Consider the following 16,444-nt stretch of genomic DNA (forward strand, 5'->3'; position numbering starts at 1 on the left):
ACGGGTCCGCCTCGATTGCAAGCGCCCACGCCGAACGCCCCACCGCAGAGGCCCTGTTCGGCTCCATTCCTTGGCCCGTCCGGGGCGGAGTGTCCCCCGGCCGTACGACTCGAACAGGACCACGGCGCGGGGCAGGGCCACGATCGCTGCTATGCGCTTCTCTCGCCGACACTCGCTGCTCGTCGCCGTGGTGCTGTGCGCCTCGGCCACCGTCGTGGCCCGGCCGACGGCAGCCGACAGCGATCGTGGCAAGGCTTCGGACGCGCCCGCCGAGGAAGGCATCAGCGCCCAGGTGGCGCGGCTGTTCGAGGAAGCGGCGGTGGCCACGCAGCGGTACGAGGCGGGGCGGCGGGCGGCGGAGGCACAGCAGGCGAGGACGAAGTGGCTGGAGAGGCTGCTCACGCGGGAGCGGAAACAGATCGCCGTGCTCAACGCCGACCTCGGCCGGATCGCGCGCGCCCAGTACCGCGAGGGCGGCGGGGTGCCCTACACCGCGCAGATGCTGTTCGCGCAGGACCCGGAGGAGCTGATGCGAGGTCAGCGGGCGGCCTGGCAGGCCGATCTGGCCGTCAACAACGCCGTGACCAAGAGCCGTCGTGCGGAGACGCGGCTCGCCGCGGACGAGGCGGAGGCGGCCACGGCATGGCGGGCTCTGGAGGATTGGAGGACCGGGCTCTCCGGGATCAAGAAGGCGATCGAGCAGAAGCTCGAAGTGGCGCAGTGGACGCTCCAGGGCCAGGCCGACGAAGCGGTCGCGGCCGGATCCTGCCGGGGAGCGGTCCGCCTGGAGCAGCCGGAGGGGGAGCCCTCGGGCGCGTGGGTCGCCCCGGTGGCCACGTACGAACTCTCCGCGGGCTACGGCAGCGGCGGTGAGCGCTGGGCCAGTCGGCACACCGGGCAGGATTTCGCGGTGCCGATCGGCACCCCGGTGCGGGCGGTCGGTGCGGGGCGTGTGGTGAAGGTGTCGTGCGGGGGCGCCTTCGGTATCGAGATCGTCGTCAAGCACGCGGACGGCTACTTCACGCAGTACGCGCACCTCGCCGCCGTCACCGTCGACCAGGGGGCCCGGGTGCGCCCGGGCCAGTGGATCGGTCAGTCGGGCACCACCGGGAACTCCACCGGGCCGCACCTGCACTTCGAGGTACGGGTCACCCCTGAGCTGGGCTCCGCGGTGGACCCCGTCCCGTGGCTGCGGAAGCACGGGGTGACGTTGTAGGCGGGTGCGCCGGAAATCTCGGCTACAGCCGCTCCGCCAGCAGCTGTTCGATCACGACCGCCACACCGTCGTCGTTGTTGGCCACGGTCCGGCCGGAGGCCGCCGCGAGGACGTCCGGGTGCGCGTTGCCCATGGCGTACGACCGGCCCGCCCAGGTGAGCATCTCGACGTCGTTCGGCATGTCCCCGAAGGCGACGACCTCTTCGTGGGAGATACCGCGCTCGGCGCAGCACAGGGCGAGGGTGCTGGCCTTGGAGACGCCCGGTCCGCTGATCTCCAGCAGGGCGCTGGGGCTGGAGCGGGTGATGGTGGCACGGTCGCCGACGGCGATGCGCGCGGTGGTGAGGAAGTCGTCGGGGTCGATCGACGGGTGGTACGCGAGGATCTTCAGCACCGGCTCGTGATCGGCCACACCGCCCGGGGCCAGCAGTTTCTCGGCGGGCGCCAGGAGGTCGGGGACCTCCATGTGGAGCTTGGGGTAGTCGGGCTCCTGGTTGAAGCCGTACGTCTGCTCGACCGCGTACACCGTGCCCGGCGCGGCCTCACGCAGCAGCCGTACCGCGTCGAGCGCGTTCTCGCGGGCCAGCTCGCGGACCTTGACGAAGCGGTGGGCGCCGGGGCCGCCGTGCAGGTCCACCACGGCGGCGCCGTTTCCACAGATCGCCAGGCCGTGACCGTGGACGTGCTCGCTGACGACGTCCATCCAGCGGGCCGGGCGGCCGGTGACGAAGAAGACCTCGACGCCCGCCTCCTCCGCGGCCGCGAGGGCGGCCACGGTGCGGGGGGAGACCGACTTGTCGTCGCGGAGCAGGGTGCCGTCGAGGTCCGTGGCTATGAGCCGGAGCGGGACGGTCGGGGCCGGGGTCTCGGGCTGTCGCGTCGCTGAGGTCACGGAGCCCATTGTCGCGCATATGCGCGCACGGTCGTGCGGGCGCCCGCACAGGTGAGTGAGCGCGGGGTGGTGGGGCGCGCTCACGCCAACTGGGCCGGGGCCTCCATGGCGATCCGCTCGAAGAGCTTCTCGTTCGCGGCGAAGTCCGAGTCCGGGATCGGCCAGTGGACGACGAGGTCGGTGATGCCCAGCTCGGCGTGCCGGCCCGCGAAGTCCACGAAGGCGTCGAGCGACTCCAGGGGGCGGCCCCGGTCCGGGGTGAAACCGGTGAGGAGGATCTTGTCGAGCAGGGCCGCGTCCCGGCCGACCGCGGCGGCCGTGTCGGCCAGCTTCTCGACCTGTCCGCGAATGGCGTGGACCGACTGCTCGGGCGTGCCCGTCTCGAACAGCTTGGGGTCGCCGGTGGTCACCCAGGCCTGCCCGTAGCGGGCGGCCAGCCGCATTCCGCGCGGCCCGGTGGCGGCCACCGCGAAGGGCAGCCGGGGCCGCTGGACGCAGCCGGGGATGTTGCGCGCCTCGTGGGCGGAGTAGTGGTCGCCCTCGTACGAGACGGAGTCCTCGGTGAGCAACCGGTCGAGCAGGGGGACGAACTCGGCGAGACGGTCGGCGCGCTCGCGCGGCGTCCACGGTTCCTGGCCCAGCGCGGTGGCGTCGAAGCCGGTGCCGCCCGCACCGATGCCCAGGGTGAGCCGGCCGCCGGAGATGTCGTCGAGGGAGATCAGTTCCTTGGCCAGGGTCACGGGGTGCCGGAAGTTCGGCGAGGTCACGAGCGTGCCCAGGCGGATGTGGTCGGTGACGGCGGCTGCCGCGGTCAGGGTGGGCACGGCGCCGAACCACGGCCCGTCCCGGAAGGTCCGCCACGACAGGTGGTCGTAGGTGAACGCGGTGTGGAACCCGAGCTGCTCGGCCCGCTGCCAGGTGTCACGGCCGCCCTCGTGCCAGCGGAGGTACGGCAGGATCACGGTGCTCAGACGCAGACTCATACCCCGAGCGTAAGCGCACCGGGCGGATGGTTCCGCTCAGTGCGGCTCAGGGAACCGCAGGTACCGGGGTGGGACCGCCTCGGTCAGCCACACCCCGTTGTCGCTGACACGGAAGACGTGGCCGTCGCGGTGCATGGCGCCCGCGTCCACGGACAGCACGACGGGGCGGCCGCGGCGGGCGCCGACGCGGGTGGCGGTCTCCCGGTCGGGTGAGAGGTGCACGTCGTGGCGGTTCATGGCGCGCAGGCCCTCGGCGCGGATCGCGCTCAGGTAGGCGGCCACGGTGCCGTGGTAAAGGTGCGGGGGCGGGGTCGCCGGGGGCAGGCCCAGGTCGACCTCGACGGTGTGGCCCTGGTTGGCGCGGATCCGATCGCCGTCGACCGCGAAGCGGCGCTTGTCGTTGGCCTCGACCACATGGTCCAGCTCGGCCCTGGTGAAGGGGAAGCCGTGGGCGGCGGCCGCCTCCATGAGCGTGTCGATCCCGACCCAGCCGCCTTCGTCGAGCGTGAGCCCGATCCGCTCCGGCTGGTGCCGTAGGTGTTTCGAGAGGTACTTCGACACTCTCACGGTGCGTCGTTCGTTCATCTCGCCAGCGTGCCTGGCGAGACCCGCGTCACGCACTTGATTTTGATGCGGATGTTTGATCCACAGCCAAGTGTAGTTATCCACAGGGGAATTGAAGATTCTGTGGACAACGACCCATCGGATTGGGTTAATTGATCAATTTATCTTGTTTCCTTCCTATGTGCGGTGAGTGCGTCCAAGGTGCGTGACTGCACCTCGCGTTCGGCTGCCGCGGTGACGAACGCGGCGACCTGATCCGGACCGACCAGGCTTTCCACGGCTCTTATCGTGGACGCCGCGATCAGCACGGAACGTGACTCCTCCCCGGGTCCGGCCCCGGCGTCGGAGCCGAGGTGCCGACGCAGCTGTCTGGCGGCCAATCTCCGTAGCGCACGCGCGAGTTCGGCGTCCACCGTCTGCTGGGCCAGCGGCTTCAGCCGCCGTACGAGTGCCGCCGTTTCGACCGCGTCGGACTCGGTCGGTGACCGGTGCCGCCCGGTGTACCGAGCGAACACGTGCTCGGTGGTGAACTCCAGGAAACGACCGGCGATGTGCTCGACCTGCCCCCTCAACTCCCTCAGGTGACCCGCGATCGCGGACAGCGGGACACCCGCGGCGTGCAACTCGGCGGCCACCCCCAGCTCTTGGGGGCTCGGCACGAGGAACAGGTCCTCCTCGTCCGGCACCGGCACCAGCACGCCCAGGTCGACCGCGTCCGCCACGGCCGTCGCGTCGGCGGCGCCGCCGAACCGCTCGGCCAACTCGGCCCGCGAGATGCGGACGGCCTCCTCGTCGGTCCATGGCCCCTCCACTTCCGCGGCCAGGCCCAGCACCCCGCCGAGACCGCGGCCCGTGTCCCAGGCATCCAGCAGCTCCTTGACGGAGGCGAGGGTGTAGCCGCGGTCGAGGAGGTCGGCGATCTGGCGCAGTCTGGTCAGATGCGCGTCGGAGTACACGTTCGCGCGGCCGCGTCGCTCGGGGCTGGGGAGCAGTCCGCGGTCCTGGTAGGCGCGGATCGTCCGGACCGTGGTGCCGCTGCGGTGCGCCAGGTCGTCGATGCGGTACACGGCCCCGGCCGGTGCGTCGGCCCGCTCGTCCTTCTCGGCACCGGTACTCACAGCGGCGGCTCCAGGCGGGCGAGCGCGCGCAGAGCACGGGGGGTGAACCGGGCCATGAAGCGTCCGCCGCGGGCCTCCGGGGTGACGGGGACGACCGCCTGGTTCCGGACGACCGCGCGCACGACGGCCTCCGCGACCTTCTCCGGCGGGTAGTTCCGCAGTCCGTAGAGCTTCGCGGCCCTGCGCTGCCGGCGCTTCTCCTCGTCGGCGTCGACACCCGCGAAACGCGCCGTCGAGGTGATGTTGGTGTCGACGATGCCGGGGCAGATCGCCGACACCCCGATGCCCTGCCCGGACAGCTCCGCGCGCAGGCACTCGCTCAGCATCAGCACCGCCGCCTTGGAGGTGCTGTACGCGGGCAGCGACCGGGACGGCAGATAGGCCGCCGCCGAGGCGATGTTGACGATGTGCCCGCCCTGGCCGCGCTCGGTCATCTGTCTGCCGAAGAGCCGGCAGCCGTGGATCACGCCCCACAGATTGACGTCGAGGACCTTGCGCCAGTCCTCGACGGTGGTGTCCAGGAAGGATCCGGAGAGTCCGATCCCCGCGTTGTTCACCAGCACGTCGACCACGCCGTACTCGGTGGCGACCTTCTCGGCGAGCTTCTCCATGGCCTGCTCGTCCGAGACGTCGGCCCGCTCCGCCCAGGCCTCCGGCGCGCCGGCCAGCCGGGACGACTCCGCGGTGCGAGCCGCTCCTTCGGCGTCCAGGTCGACGGCGACGACGCGTGCCCCCGCCTCGGCGAACGCGAGGGCAGTGGCCTTGCCGATGCCGGCGGCCGCGCCGGTGACCAGCACCAACCGCCCGCCGAATCGTTCCGTGTGCTTTCCGGTGGCCCTGGGCGCCGGGCGTCCCGCCTCGGTAGCCATGACGAACTCGCCGATCCAGGCGGTCAGCTGATCGGGCCGGGTGCGCGGGATCCAGTGCCTGGCAGGCAGCGTGCGCCGGGTGAGTCGCGGAACCCATGATTCCAGGTCGTCGTAGAGCCGCTCGGAGAGGAACTGGTCGCCCAGGGGCGTGATGAGCTGCACGGGCACATGCGCGTGCGCGTCGTCCCGGGGGTCGGCCAGACGTGTGCGCATGTTGTCCCGGTACAGCCAGGCGCCGTGCGCGGCGTCGGTGGGCAACGACGCGCTCGGGTAGTCGCCGTGGGGCAGCTTCTCGGCTCTTCGGACCAGGCCGGGCCACCACCTGCCGAGGGGGCCGCGCCAGGCGAGCTCGGGCAGCACGGGGGTGTGCAGCACGTAGATGTACCAGGACCTGGCGCCCTGGCCCAGGAGTTGGCCGATCCGGCGCGGGGTGGGGCGCCGCACCCGCCGCTTGATCCAGTGCCCCATGTGGTCGAGGGAGGGGCCGGACATCGAGGTGAAGGACGCTATGCGCCCCTCGGTGCGCCGGACGGTCGCGAACTCCCAGCCCTGGACCGACCCCCAGTCGTGTCCGACCAGGTGCACGGGGCGGTCCGGGCTGACGGCGTCCACGACCGCCAGGAAGTCGTCCGTCAGCTTCTCCAGCGTGAATCCGCCGCGCAGCGGCTTCGGCGCGGTGGAACGGCCGTGGCCGCGCACGTCGTACAGCACCACGTGGAAGCGCTCCGCGAGCCGTACGGCGACCTCGGACCAGACCTCCTTGGAGTCGGGATAGCCGTGCACGAGCAGCACGGTCGGCCGCTCGGGATCGCCTAGCTCGGCGACGCTCAACTCGACTCCGTCCGCGCGTACCCTGCGCTCCCGCGCACCGTCGAGCGTCGCCGCACCCGTCATGTCTCCCCCTCGGCCCTCGGCAGCCACTGCTCCACCCGCCTGTCGACTACGGTCCGTGTTCGGAATGTGACGTAAACGAATGTGCCAGTGATTGATGGCTGCGTCAACGGGGGTGCGCCCTGGCTGTGGAAACCGGCTGGCGGTGCAGGTCGGCGCGTCGAGAAGGCTGGGGGTGCGGGAAGAAGCGGACACGGGCACGAAACCGCGACGCCGGTCGTTACTCCTCACGACGGCCGCCCGCGCACGGTCCGGCCCCGTCCAGGTGTTCGACCTCAGGGTGACCCCTAGGGGGACCGGCGGTGGATGCCCCCTAGGAGCCCGTACGACTCGAGGGTGAGGCCAGACCGCCCTGCGGGGTGACGACCGCGGCGGCCCGCGCCCCTAATGTCTAAATCGTGACTGTGATCGCGACCGAAAGCCTGAGCAAGCGGTTCCCGAGGGTGACCGCTCTTGACCGGCTCTCCGTGGACATCGGACCCGGTGTGACCGGACTCGTCGGTGCCAATGGCGCCGGCAAGTCCACACTGATCAAAATCCTGCTGGGTCTGTCCCCCGCCACGGAGGGCCGTGCCGAGGTGCTCGGCCTCGACGTCGCCACCAAGGGCGGCGCCATCCGCGAGCGCGTGGGGTACATGCCGGAGCACGACTGCCTGCCGCCCGACGTCTCGGCCACCGAGTTCGTCGTGCACATGGCCCGCATGTCCGGACTCCCGCCGACCGCCGCCCGCGAGCGCACCGCGGACACCCTGCGCCACGTCGGTCTGTACGAGGAGCGGTACCGCCCCATAGGCGGCTACTCGACCGGCATGAAGCAGCGGGTGAAGCTCGCCCAGGCCCTGGTGCACGATCCGCAGCTGGTCTTCCTGGACGAGCCGACCAACGGCCTCGACCCGGTCGGCCGCGACGAGATGCTCGGCCTCATCCGCCGCATCCACACCGACTTCGGCATCTCCGTCCTCGTCACCTCCCATCTGCTCGGCGAACTGGAACGCACCTGCGACCACGTGGTCGTGGTCGACGGCGGCAAGCTTCTGCGGTCCAGCTCCACCAGGGACTTCACCCAGAGCACGGCGACCCTCGCGATCGAGGTCACCGACAGCGACGAGCACCCGGACGGCACCGGCGCGCTGCGGAAGGCCCTGCACACGCGCGGAGTCACCGTCTCCGACGGCAGCGGCCTCCCGGGCGCCGGGCACATCCTGCTGCTCACCGCCCAGGGCGAGGAGACCTACGACCTGATCCGCGATGTCGTCGCCGACCTGGGCCTCGGCCTGGTCCGCATGGAACAGCGCAGGCACCAGATCGCCGAGGTCTTCCAGGACAACGACGAGCGGGCGGGCACCCGCGGCGCCCAGGACGCAGGAAAGGAGGCGGTCGGCCATGGCGGTTGAGCAGCACGGTGCACCGGCACCGTCCCTCGACGGCGGACAGCCCGCCCGCACGGGCGAGCAGAGCCGTATCCACAACATCGGATACCGCTCCTACGACGGCCCCCGCCTCGGCCGCGCCTACGCCCGGCGCTCGCTGTACTCGCAGTCCCTGCGCGGCGCGTACGGACTGGGCCGCTCGGCCAAGTCCAAGGTGCTGCCCATGCTGCTGTTCGCGGTGATGTGCGTGCCGGCGGCCATCATGGTGGCGGTCTCGGTGGCCACACAGGCCAACGACCTGCCCGTCAAGTACACCGACTACGCGGTCATCATGCAGGCCGTCATCGGCCTGTACGTCGCCTCCCAGGCACCGCAGTCCGTCTCGCGCGACCTGCGCTTCAAGACCGTCCCGCTGTACTTCTCGCGCCCGATCGAGACCGCCGACTACGTCCGCGCGAAGTTCGCGGCGCTGACCTCGGCGCTGTTCATCCTCACCGCGGTGCCCCTGCTCGTGCTGTACATCGGCGCGCTGCTGGCCAAGCTCGACTTCACCGACCAGACCAAGGGACTGGCACAGGGACTGGTGTCCGTGGCGTTGCTGTCGCTCCTCTTCGCCGGCATCGGCCTGGTCATCTCGGCGGTCACCCCGCGGCGGGGCTTCGGCATCGCGGCCGTCATCGCCGTCCTGACGATCTCCTACGGCGCGGTGTCCGTCGTCCAGGCCATCGCCACCGAGCAGAACAGCGCGGACGTCGTGCCCTGGCTCGGCTTCTTCTCGCCCATCACGCTCATCGACGGCGTACAGACCGCCTTCCTGGGCGCCACCTCCGCCTTCCCCGGCGGGCACGGCCCCTCAGACGGGCAGGGCGCCCTCTACGTCCTCGTCGTCCTCGGTCTCATCGCCGGCTCCTACGGCCTGCTGATGCGCCGCTACCGAAAGGTCGGGCTGTGACCACGCTCAACATCGACCACGTCTCACGCTGGTTCGGCAACGTGGTGGCGGTCAACGACGTCACGATGACGATCGGCCCCGGTGTCACCGGCCTGCTCGGCCCGAACGGCGCCGGCAAGTCCACCCTCATCAACATGATGGGCGGCTTCCTCGCCCCGTCCACGGGCTCCGTCACCCTCGACGGGACCCCGGTGTGGCGCAACGAGCAGATCTACAAGCACATCGGCATCGTTCCCGAGCGCGAGGCGATGTACGACTTCCTCACCGGTCGTGAATTCGTCGTCGCCAACGCCGAGTTGCACGGCCTCGGGGCGGCGGCCGCCCAGCGCGCCCTGGCCACGGTCCAGATGGAGTACGCGCAGGACCGCAAGATCTCGACGTACTCCAAGGGCATGCGCCAGCGCGTGAAGATGGCGTCGGCGCTGGTCCACGAACCGTCGCTGCTCCTGCTGGACGAGCCGTTCAACGGCATGGACCCGCGCCAGCGCATGCAGCTGATGGATCTGCTGCGGCGGATGGGAGACGAGGGCCGCACGGTGCTCTTCTCGTCCCACATCCTCGAAGAGGTCGAGCAGTTGGCGGCCCACATCGAGGTGATCGTCGCCGGACGGCACGCGGCGAGCGGCGACTTCCGGCGCATCCGCCGGCTGATGACCGACCGCCCCCACCGCTACCTGGTGCGCTCCAGCGACGACCGGGCCCTGGCCGCCGCGCTGATCGCCGACCCGTCGACCGCCGGGATCGAGGTGGACCTGGCCGAGGGCGCGTTGCGTATCCAGGCCGTCGACTTCGGCCGGTTCACGGCACTGCTGCCGAGGGTGGCCCGGGACCACGGCATCCGTCTGCTCACGGTCTCGCCGTCGGACGAGTCCCTCGAGTCCGTCTTCTCGTATCTCGTCGCGGCGTAGGAGGCCGAAGAATGTACGACCCCACAGTCGCCCGGCTCACCTACCGGGCTCTGCTCGGCCGCCGTCGGGCCCTCATCCTCAGCGCGCTGCCCGCCCTGTTGATCGTGCTCTCCGTGGCCGTGCGCGCCCTGAGCGGCGCCGACGACCAGGTGGCCGCCGATCTCCTGGGCGGGTTCGCGCTCGCCACGATGGTGCCGATCATCGGTGTCATCGCCGGAACGGGCGCCATCGGGCCGGAGATCGACGACGGTTCCGTGGTGTATCTGCTGGCCAAGCCGGTGAAGCGGCCGACCATCATCTTCACCAAGCTGATCGTGGCGATCGCGGTGACCATGGCGTTCTCAGCGGTGCCGACGCTGATCGCGGGGCTGATCCTGAACGGCAACGGGCAGCAGATCGCCGTCGCCTACACGGTGGCGGCGCTGGTCGCCTCGATCGCGTACGCCGCGATGTTCCTGCTCCTCGGGACGGTCACCCGGCACGCGGTCGTCTTCGGCCTCGTGTACGCGCTGGTCTGGGAGAGCCTCTTCGGCTCCCTGGTGGACGGGGCCCGCACCCTGAGCGTCCAGCAGTGGGCGCTCGCCGTGGCCCAGAAGGTCACCAACGGCGGTCTGGTGACCTCCGACGTGGGGCTGCCGACCGCGGTGGTCCTGTTGACGGTCGTCACGGCGGGCGCGACCTGGTACGCCGGGCAGAAGCTGCGGACGCTGAAGCTCGCCGGCGAGGAGTGACCGAACCTCCGGGGCGATTCGCCCCGGAGGCCGCCGCCTTCGGTCTTGACGAAGGCTTCACGCACGTCCGGGCAGACTGGGCAGGACGGACGGTCGGGGCATACGCGGCCAGGAGGGCGGCCGGAGGGCGGGAGGAACGGGGATGACAGCGGAGGGTCGGTCGGAAGGTCGGTCGGAGGGGCGGTCCGACGGCGGCGAGTCGCGCGGCGCGGGTGAGGACGTCTGGGACGACCTCGTGCTGGACGAGGACTTCATACGGTCCGCCGAGGCGGCGGAACCGTCCGCGCGGGCCCGCATGTTGGCGGCGCGGTGGCGGCAGGAGGCTCCTGATCCCCAGCCCTGGCGCTCGGACGAGCCGCCTGCCGGGTGGTTCTTCAGCAAGGCGCGACGCCGCAAGTGGCGCCGCCGATGACCGTTCGGCGTGGCCGGGGGGCGGGCGGCCGATATTCGGTGGCGGGCAACTCGGCTGCCGGGCACAGTGGTTGATGTCCAGGTCGCCGGATCGAGTCGGCGCCACGTTCTGGGAGAGGAGCCCGGCGATGCTGTCCTTCAGGCGCAGTACGTCGAGTTCCCGGCAGGGCAGTCCACTGCGGGCTCCGGAGTAGTTACCCCTCCGTCGAGTCCGTTGCCAGTGGGAGCCGCCCGGGGCGGCCGCTTCGAGCACGCGAATCGCTTCGCGTGGGCCGCCCACCCGGAGGATTGGCCGAGTGGTAAGGCACCGGCTTGCTAAGCCGTGATCGGGTTCTGCCCGCGCACGTTCGATCCGTGCATCCTCCGCCGTCGCGCTGTCGCTGTGACCTGGCCGGGTCGTAGCTGCCGCCCCCCTGCCGCAGGCCCTCGCCGCGCTGACGCGGCGGGGGCTGTCGGCGTCTCAGGGGAGCAGGCGTTCCAGGACCTCGGCGATGCCGTCGTCCTCGTTGGACGAGGTCACCTCGTCGGCGACGGCCTTGAGGTCGGAGTGGGCGTTGGCCATGGCTACGCCGTGGGTGGCCCAGGTGAACATGGGGATGTCGTTGGGCATGTCCCCGAAGGCGATGGTGTCCGTGCGCTTCGCGCCGAGGCGGCGCGCGGCGAGGGAGAGACCGGTGGCCTTCGTCAGGCCCAGGGGGAGCAGCTCGACGATGCCCTCACCGGCCATGGCGACCGTGACGAAGCCGCCGGCGGCCTGGCGGGAGGCCTCGGTGAGTTCGTCGGAGGTCAGCGTGGGGTGCTGTATGTAGATCTTGTTCAGCGGGGCCGCCCACAGGTCGGCCACGTCCGTGAGCGGGGTCGTGGGGAGCGAGCCGTGCAGGGCGTACCCGGTGCCGACCAGGATCTCGCCGTCCAGGCCCGCGCGGCTGGCGGCCAGGTGCAGGGGGCCGACCTCCGCCTCGATCTTGGCGAGGGCGACCGCGGCGAGCTGCCGGTCCAGGGTGACGGCCGTGAGCAGGCGGTGCTCCCCGGCGTCGTAGACCTGCGCGCCCTGGCCGCAGACGGCCAGTCCCCGGTAGCCGAGGTCGTCGAGGATGTGGCGGGTCCAGGGGACCGCCCGGCCGGTGACGACGATGTGGGCGGCGCCCGCCGCGGTGGCCGCGGCGAGCGCTTCACGGGTGCGCCGGGAGACCGACTCGTCGGAGCGGAGAAGCGTTCCGTCGAGGTCGGTCGCGATCAGCTTGTAGGGGAAGCCCGGGGGTGTGAGGGAGCCCCCGGTGGCTGCCGCGTCGCTCACTTGGCTACCGGCTCCAGCACCTCGCGGCCGCCCAGGTACGGGCGCAGGACCTCGGGGACGCGGACCGAACCGTCGGCCTGCTGGTGGTTCTCCAGGATCGCCACGATGGTGCGCGGGACGGCGCAGAGCGTGCCGTTGAGCGTGGCCAGCGGCTTGACCTGCTTGCCGTCACGGACACGGATCCGCAGACGGCGCGACTGGAACTCGGTGCAGTCGGACGTCGAGGTCAGCTCGCGGTACTTGCCCTGGGTCGGGATCCACGCCTCGCAGTCGAACTTGCGCGAGGCCGAGGAGCCGAGGTCGGCGGAGGCGACGTCGATGACCCGGAAGGGCAGTTCGAGCGAGGTCAGCCACTGCTTCTCCCAGTCCAGCAGCCGCTGGTGCTCCGCCTGGGAGTCCTCCGGCGCGACGTACGAGAACATCTCGACCTTGTCGAACTGGTGGACGCGGAAGATGCCCCGGGTGTCCTTGCCGTGCGAACCGGCCTCGCGGCGGAAGCAGGGGGAGAAGCCCGCGTAGCGCAGGGGGAGGCGGTCGGCGTCGATGATCTCGTCCATGTGGTACGCCGCCAGCGCGACCTCGGAGGTGCCGACCAGGTACAGGTCGTCCTTGTCGAGGTGGTAGACGTCCTGGGCGGCCTGGCCGAGGAAGCCGGTGCCGGCCATCGACTGCGGGCGGACCAGCGCCGGGGTCAGCATCGGGGTGAAACCGGCCGCGGTGGCCTGGGCGATCGCCGCGTTGACCAGGGCGAGTTCGAGGAGGGCGCCGACGCCCGTCAGGAAGTAGAAGCGCGAGCCGGAGACCTTGGCGCCGCGCTCGGTGTCGATGGCGCCGAGGATCGTGCCGAGTTCCAGGTGGTCCTTCGGCTCGAAACCCTCGGCCGAGAAGTCGCGGATCTCGCCGTGCGTCTCCAGCGTGACGAAGTCCTCCTCGCCGCCGACGGGGACGTCGGGGTGGACGAGGTTGCCCAGCTGGAGGAGGAGCTCCTGGGTCTCGCTGTCGGCCGCGTCGCGCTCGGCGTCGGCGGCCTTGACGTCGGCCTTGAGCTGTTCCGCGCGCTTGAGCAGCTCGGCCTTCTCGTCGGCGGAGGCCTTGGGGATCAGCTTGCCGAGCGACCTCTGCTCGGCACGGAGCTCGTCGAAGCGGACGCCGGACGACCTGCGCCGCTCGTCGGCGGACAGGAGGGAGTCGACGAGCGCGACGTCCTCTCCACGGGCGCGCTGGGACGCGCGCACACGGTCGGGGTCCTCACGGAGCAGGCGAAGGTCAATCACCCCTCAAGGCTACCGGTGCGTGGTTCCGGCCCACGACTTGAATTCGCGGTACGCCCTTTATCTGGACCTCTGGCCGGAATGTCGATCACCTCGGCAGGCCCGGGCGGGTGCCGGTGAAAGTCAATGAAGGGAAGGGCGGCCCCCTGAACGGGGGCAGGGGCCTGGCGCCTGGTTGACTCGACTCCCTTGCGCGGCACGGGACTTGGGGATCGGTCGTCCACAGGAATCCAGGGTGCCGCAGAGTTATCCACAGGCTGTGCGAAAAATCTGTGGATGCCGGGGAAGGCCGCCGGGGAGAACGGATTCCGTCCTGAGGATTCCCGACCCAAACCGCCTTCACGCCCACCTTCGAGTGGATTCGCGGGGGAATGGGTCGCTCTAAAGGATTGACGTGAGGAAACACGTGGACGAAGGGTGACCTACGGGGTTGTGGACACAGCGAGGCCCGCGAAGGGGATTTGTCGACTGAATGGGGCTGCGTTGTCGACTTGTCCCCAGGTCGAGAAGGCTCCCTGTGGATAACTTCTGTGGACAAAGAAAATAAGCAGGTAGCACCGGCGGTGGGCCGGATCAGAACCGGCCGTCCTGGCAGCGCGCCACCCAGTCCGCCGCGGCCACGAACTCGGCGTCGGAGGTGCCCGGCAGCATGGGCCGCACCTTGGCGGTGGCGGCGTCCGCACGCGGGTACGAACCGAGGAAGCGGACCTGGAGGCAGACCCGCTTGAGGCCCATCAGCGCCTCGGCGACCCGCCGGTCGGAGATATGGCCCTCGGCGTCGATGGCGAAGCAGTAGTTGCCGATGCCCTCGCCGGTCGGGCGGGACTGCAGGAGCATCAGGTTGACGCCGCGGACGGCGAACTCGCCGAGCAGGTCGCGCAGCCCACCGGGGTGGTCGTCGCGCTGCCAGATGACGACGGAGGTCTTGTCGGAGCCCGTCGGGGCGGCGGGCCGGGCGGGACGGCCGACCAGGACGAACCGGGTCTGGGCGTTCTCCGCGTCGTGGATCTCGGTCTCCAGGGCCTCCAGGCCGTACCGCGAGGCCGCGAACTCGCCGGCGAAGGCGGCGTCGTAACGGCCCTCCTGGACGAGACGGGCGCCGTCCGCGTTCGAGGCGGCGGACTCCCAGACGACGTCCGGCGGGAGGTTGGCCTTCATCCAGTTGCGGACCTGCGGCTGCGCGGCCGGGTGGGCGGTGACCGTCTTGATGTCCGAGAGCTGGGTGCCCGGCCGGACCAGGAGCGCGAAGGTGATCGAGAGCAGCACCTCGCGGTAGATCATCAGCGGGGCGCCGGCGACCAGCTCGTCGAGCGTGGTCGTGATACCGCCCTCCACGGAGTTCTCGATCGGGACGAAGGCGGCCTCGGCCTCGCCGTTGCGGACGGCGTCGAGTGCGGCGGGCACGGACACCATCGGGACGAGTTCGCGGGTCGCGGACTCCGGCAGCGTGCGCAGGGCGACCTCGGTGAAGGTGCCCTCGGGGCCGAGGTACACGTAGCTGGCTGGCATGGACTCACCCTAATGGGCGCCGGTCCAGCCGTACGACCCTCAAGCCCGGCGGCACGGCGCTCAGCCGGCTGGGACGGCCCTCAGCCGGTGGCACGGCCCTCAGTCCGGCGGCACCGCTCTCAGCCCTCCAGCAGCCCCTGCCCCACGTACTCCCCCTCCGCCGCGCCTCCCGGCACCGCGAAGAGGCCGCTCGACTCGTGGCGGATGAATTTCGACAGCGCGTCGCCGCGGTCGAGTTTGCGTTGCACGGTGACGAAGCCGCGCAGGGGGTCGGCCTGCCAGCAGACGAAGAGGAGACCGGCGTCGGGGACGCCCTTCGCGTCGATGCCGTCGTGGAAGGAGAACGGGCGGCGGAGCATGGCCGCGCCGCCGTTCTGGTCGGGACGGGTGATACGGGCGTGCGCGTTGATCGGGACGAGGAGATTGCCCTGGGCGTCCGTCTTCTCCAGATCCATCGCGGTCGTCTCCGTCGCCTCTGAGTCTCCGCTCAGCGGCGCGCCGTCGGACTTCCGGCGTCCGATGACGTCCTCCTGCTCCTTGACCGAGAGCTGCTCCCAGTCGTCGAGGAGCATGCGGATACGGCGTACGACGGCGTAGGAGCCGTTCGCCATCCACGCGGGGTCGCCGGAGGTGCTCGGGGAGGCGGACGCGGGGACGAAGATCCGCTCGTCGAAGTCCGGCTCGGCCGGCTTGGGGTTGCGGGTGCCGTCGACCTGCCCCATCAGATTGCGCGCGGTCATGGGGTGGGCCGTGGCGCCCGGCGAGCGGTTGAAGCCGTTCATCTGCCACCGCACCCGAGCCGCGCCGCCCGCGTCCTTCTGGATCGCGCGCAGGGCGTGGAAGGCGACGAGTGCGTCGTCCGCCCCGATCTGCACCCACAGATCGCCGTTGCTGCGCGCCTTGTCGATCTGGTCCGAGGAGAAGTCGGGCAGCGGGTCCAGGGATTCCGGGCGCTGCTTCTCCAGACCGGTACGGGCGAAGAAGCTGTGGCCGAAACCGAAGGTGACCGTCAACGACGAGGGTCCCGCGTCGAGGGCGATGCCGGTGTCGTCCTGAGCCGCGGCCTCGCCCGCCATCAGCCGTCGGGCCGTGTCGGACCAGCGGCGCAGCAGAGCGGCCGCCTCCTTGCGCCCCGCCCCGGCGGCCAGGTCGAAGGCGACGAGATGGCCACGGGCCTGGAGCGGCGTGGTGATCCCCGGCTGATGTTTCACGTGAAACATCACCTCCCCCGCGCCGAGGGAGGTGAGGGGGGTGACCTTCTCGGGGGAGGGCGAGGAGGTCGAACCGGCCGCATAGCCCGCGGCGCCGCCCACCGCGCCGAGCGCGAGGCCGGTCGCGCCGGCCGTGCCGAGCAGACGGCGCCGGGAGAGGTGCCCGTTCGTGAGTATCCCGGGGGCCGCCTCTTCGTCTCGCGTCACCGCGGCGGAGCCGTCTTCGACGAGGTTCTGGTCTGCCATGGTGT

The 16,444-nt window shown here is 71.0% G+C and carries 15 protein-coding genes and 1 tRNA gene; 7 read left to right on the forward strand and 9 right to left on the reverse strand.

What is annotated here, in order from left to right:
• The first annotated feature begins 151 nt into the window (after positions 1–151).
• The gene (locus ACZ52C_RS11955; RefSeq protein WP_469074575.1) at positions 152–1,216 is read left to right on the forward strand and encodes a peptidoglycan DD-metalloendopeptidase family protein; all 1,065 of its coding nucleotides are present in this window, start codon (positions 152–154) and stop codon (positions 1,214–1,216) included.
• A gap of 22 nt (positions 1,217–1,238) precedes the next feature.
• Here the strand turns inward: ACZ52C_RS11955 and ACZ52C_RS11960 are convergent, their stop codons facing one another.
• The 5 genes from ACZ52C_RS11960 to ACZ52C_RS11980 all read right to left on the reverse strand — a co-directional run bounded on the left by ACZ52C_RS11960 (position 1,239) and on the right by ACZ52C_RS11980 (position 6,536).
• Positions 1,239–2,108: an HAD family hydrolase gene (locus ACZ52C_RS11960; protein WP_469074576.1), complete on the reverse strand. Its 870-nt coding sequence runs from the start codon at positions 2,106–2,108 to the stop codon at positions 1,239–1,241.
• Between the two features lie 80 nt (positions 2,109–2,188).
• Positions 2,189–3,091 (reverse strand): LLM class flavin-dependent oxidoreductase, encoded by a 903-nt coding sequence (locus ACZ52C_RS11965; protein ID WP_469074577.1) that lies wholly within the window; start codon positions 3,089–3,091, stop codon positions 2,189–2,191.
• A gap of 36 nt (positions 3,092–3,127) precedes the next feature.
• Positions 3,128–3,676: an RNA 2'-phosphotransferase gene (locus ACZ52C_RS11970; protein ID WP_469074578.1), complete on the reverse strand. Its 549-nt coding sequence runs from the start codon at positions 3,674–3,676 to the stop codon at positions 3,128–3,130.
• Between the two features lie 140 nt (positions 3,677–3,816).
• The gene (locus ACZ52C_RS11975; protein ID WP_469074579.1) at positions 3,817–4,773 is read right to left on the reverse strand and encodes a MerR family transcriptional regulator; all 957 of its coding nucleotides are present in this window, start codon (positions 4,771–4,773) and stop codon (positions 3,817–3,819) included.
• Complete coding sequence (locus ACZ52C_RS11980; RefSeq protein ID WP_469074580.1) at positions 4,770–6,536, reverse strand: SDR family oxidoreductase; 1,767 nt, start codon at positions 6,534–6,536, stop codon at positions 4,770–4,772. The genes ACZ52C_RS11975 and ACZ52C_RS11980 overlap by 4 nt, the downstream gene beginning before the upstream one ends.
• 401 nt (positions 6,537–6,937) lie before the next feature.
• On the opposite strand from ACZ52C_RS11980, the gene ACZ52C_RS11985 reads away from it, so the two are divergent.
• The 6 genes from ACZ52C_RS11985 (at position 6,938) to ACZ52C_RS12010 (ending at position 11,271) form a co-directional block, all read left to right on the forward strand.
• Positions 6,938–7,927, forward strand: a complete 990-nt coding sequence (locus ACZ52C_RS11985) for an ABC transporter ATP-binding protein (protein ID WP_469074800.1) — start codon at positions 6,938–6,940, stop codon at positions 7,925–7,927.
• Positions 7,917–8,855 (forward strand): ABC transporter permease subunit, encoded by a 939-nt coding sequence (locus ACZ52C_RS11990; protein WP_469074581.1) that lies wholly within the window; start codon positions 7,917–7,919, stop codon positions 8,853–8,855. Before ACZ52C_RS11985 ends, ACZ52C_RS11990 begins: the two co-directional genes overlap by 11 nt.
• Positions 8,852–9,763, forward strand: coding sequence for an ABC transporter ATP-binding protein (locus ACZ52C_RS11995; RefSeq protein WP_469074582.1), 912 nt, complete (start codon positions 8,852–8,854; stop codon positions 9,761–9,763). The genes ACZ52C_RS11990 and ACZ52C_RS11995 overlap by 4 nt, the downstream gene beginning before the upstream one ends.
• Before the next feature lie 11 nt (positions 9,764–9,774).
• On the forward strand, positions 9,775–10,494 hold the full coding sequence (locus tag ACZ52C_RS12000) for an ABC transporter permease (protein ID WP_469074583.1): 720 nt from the start codon (positions 9,775–9,777) through the stop codon (positions 10,492–10,494).
• A 142-nt stretch (positions 10,495–10,636) separates the two neighbouring features.
• Positions 10,637–10,906 (forward strand): SGM_3592 family protein, encoded by a 270-nt coding sequence (locus ACZ52C_RS12005; protein ID WP_469074584.1) that lies wholly within the window; start codon positions 10,637–10,639, stop codon positions 10,904–10,906.
• A 281-nt stretch (positions 10,907–11,187) separates the two neighbouring features.
• Positions 11,188–11,271 (forward strand) — tRNA-Ser (locus tag ACZ52C_RS12010).
• A gap of 94 nt (positions 11,272–11,365) precedes the next feature.
• Here ACZ52C_RS12010 and ACZ52C_RS12015 read toward each other — a convergent pair.
• The 4 genes from ACZ52C_RS12015 to efeB all read right to left on the reverse strand — a co-directional run bounded on the left by ACZ52C_RS12015 (position 11,366) and on the right by efeB (position 16,439).
• Entirely contained in the window at positions 11,366–12,202 is an 837-nt protein-coding gene (locus ACZ52C_RS12015; RefSeq protein ID WP_469074585.1) for an HAD family hydrolase, read from the reverse strand.
• Positions 12,199–13,476 (reverse strand): serine--tRNA ligase, encoded by a 1,278-nt coding sequence (serS, locus tag ACZ52C_RS12020; protein ID WP_469074586.1) that lies wholly within the window; start codon positions 13,474–13,476, stop codon positions 12,199–12,201. The genes ACZ52C_RS12015 and serS overlap by 4 nt, the downstream gene beginning before the upstream one ends.
• 570 nt (positions 13,477–14,046) lie before the next feature.
• On the reverse strand, positions 14,047–14,982 hold the full coding sequence (pheA, locus tag ACZ52C_RS12025; RefSeq protein WP_469074587.1) for a prephenate dehydratase: 936 nt from the start codon (positions 14,980–14,982) through the stop codon (positions 14,047–14,049).
• A gap of 119 nt (positions 14,983–15,101) precedes the next feature.
• On the reverse strand, positions 15,102–16,439 hold the full coding sequence (gene efeB / locus ACZ52C_RS12030; RefSeq protein ID WP_469074588.1) for an iron uptake transporter deferrochelatase/peroxidase subunit: 1,338 nt from the start codon (positions 16,437–16,439) through the stop codon (positions 15,102–15,104).
• Positions 16,440–16,444 lie beyond the last annotated feature (5 nt).

It is taken from the genome of Streptomyces sp. NPDC034049 (assembly GCF_055575575.1).